The following is a 1,419-nucleotide window of genomic DNA, read 5'->3' on the forward strand; positions in this document are numbered from 1 at the left end:
CGGCCACCGCGCCGATCCCGTACAGAAGCAGGTTCCCGGCGAGTGGATGACGCAAAAAGGGATTGACTAACTCAGGCCCGTTACAGAAGCCCGGATGGAGCGAAGCGAGATCCGGGACCGCCCGGTCCCGCATTCCGCGTCGCTCTATGCGGGCTACATGCTGCGACGTTGGGAATAAAGGATTCCATGATGGACGAGCAGACAAGCGAACCAGGCCGACACACCCGCTCGCCCTTCCGCGCCATTCGTGCGATCGACTACACCGTCATCTTTGTGCGCGACATGGCCGCGATGCGGCGCTTCTATGAGGACGTTCTCGTGTTTCCGCTGCTGCGCGAACTTTCGCCGAACTGGATCGAGTACGGGGTCGGCAGCAACACGCTCGCCCTGGCGAGACCGAGCCGAACTGCGGCGGATGCCCCGACGCCGACGGGGAGCGCCTCGCTGCAAATGGCCTTCAAGGTGTCCGCAGCCGAGGTCGATCAATGCGCTGACGAGCTCGCGCGGCAGGGCGTGGCGCCGTTGTCGCCGCCAGCGAACCAGTCGTTTGGACATAGGACGCTGTTCTTCCGCGACCCCGACGGCAATCTCCTGGAGGTGTACGCGGAGATTTGAGCGGTATAATTGGCGGAGAGGCGAAACGATGCCCAAAAAGTTCCTTCAGGAATCCGCGACTTATTCACGCCGGGGTGAAACTTAGGCCCAAGTTCCGGCTTTCAGTTCGCGGGAGAGTTATCGTGAAGCGAATCCTGAAACCCGTTGCTTACATCCTGGCTGCCATCTACTTCCTGGTGGATGCGGTCTTCATGGCCGTGACGGGGCCGATATCGCGCTGGATTGGGCGCCATTTCGAATTCAAGCGATTGCGGGCCTGGATCAGATCGCTGCCGCCTTATCCGTCGCTCGCCTTGTTTTCCATTCCCGTGATCATCCTGGAGCCGATCAAGCCGGTGGCTGCTTACCTCGCCGCAACCGGTCAGGTCCTGAGCGGCGCGGCGACTCTCCTCGTCGGCGAGCTGCTCAAGCTCGTGCTGGTCGAACGGCTGTTCCATCTCACGCGCGACAAGCTGATGCGGATTCCAGCTTTCGCCTGGGCGCACGGTAAGTTCGCCGAGGTGAGGGCATGGCTACGAGCAACCGAAGCCTGGCGCGTCGTCCGCGCCTTCAGCCGCACGGCGAGAGACTATGTTGCGCGCGCAAGAGCATGGCTGGTCGGCAGCTTCAGCAAGCTGGTGACCTCCAGGGATTAGCAGGGCTATCGCATATGACCGTTGAGAGGGGGCCGACCGTGCGCGGCCTGCATTGTTCTCGCGGCGATGCGAAGCATCGTCCGCTACGCCCGCTTCGGCGGGCTCCTCACCATGAGGGTTTGATATCTCGCCGCGAAACGTGACCTCATCCTGAGGGCCCGCCGTAGGC

Annotated in this window: 2 protein-coding genes; both read left to right on the forward strand. The window is 62.4% G+C overall.

Annotation, left to right across the window (positions count from 1 at the left end):
* Window positions 1-186 precede the first annotated feature (186 nt).
* Entirely contained in the window at window positions 187-615 is a 429-nt protein-coding gene (locus AC630_RS41820; RefSeq protein WP_074124276.1) for a VOC family protein, read from the forward strand.
* 122 nt (window positions 616-737) lie between these two features.
* On the forward strand, window positions 738-1,250 hold the full coding sequence (locus tag AC630_RS41825) for a hypothetical protein (protein WP_074124278.1): 513 nt from the start codon (window positions 738-740) through the stop codon (window positions 1,248-1,250).
* The last annotated feature ends 169 nt before the right edge of the window (window positions 1,251-1,419 follow it).

Origin of the sequence: Bradyrhizobium sp. AS23.2 (assembly GCF_001908185.1) — a bacterium.
Lineage (GTDB): Bacteria > Pseudomonadota > Alphaproteobacteria > Rhizobiales > Xanthobacteraceae > Bradyrhizobium.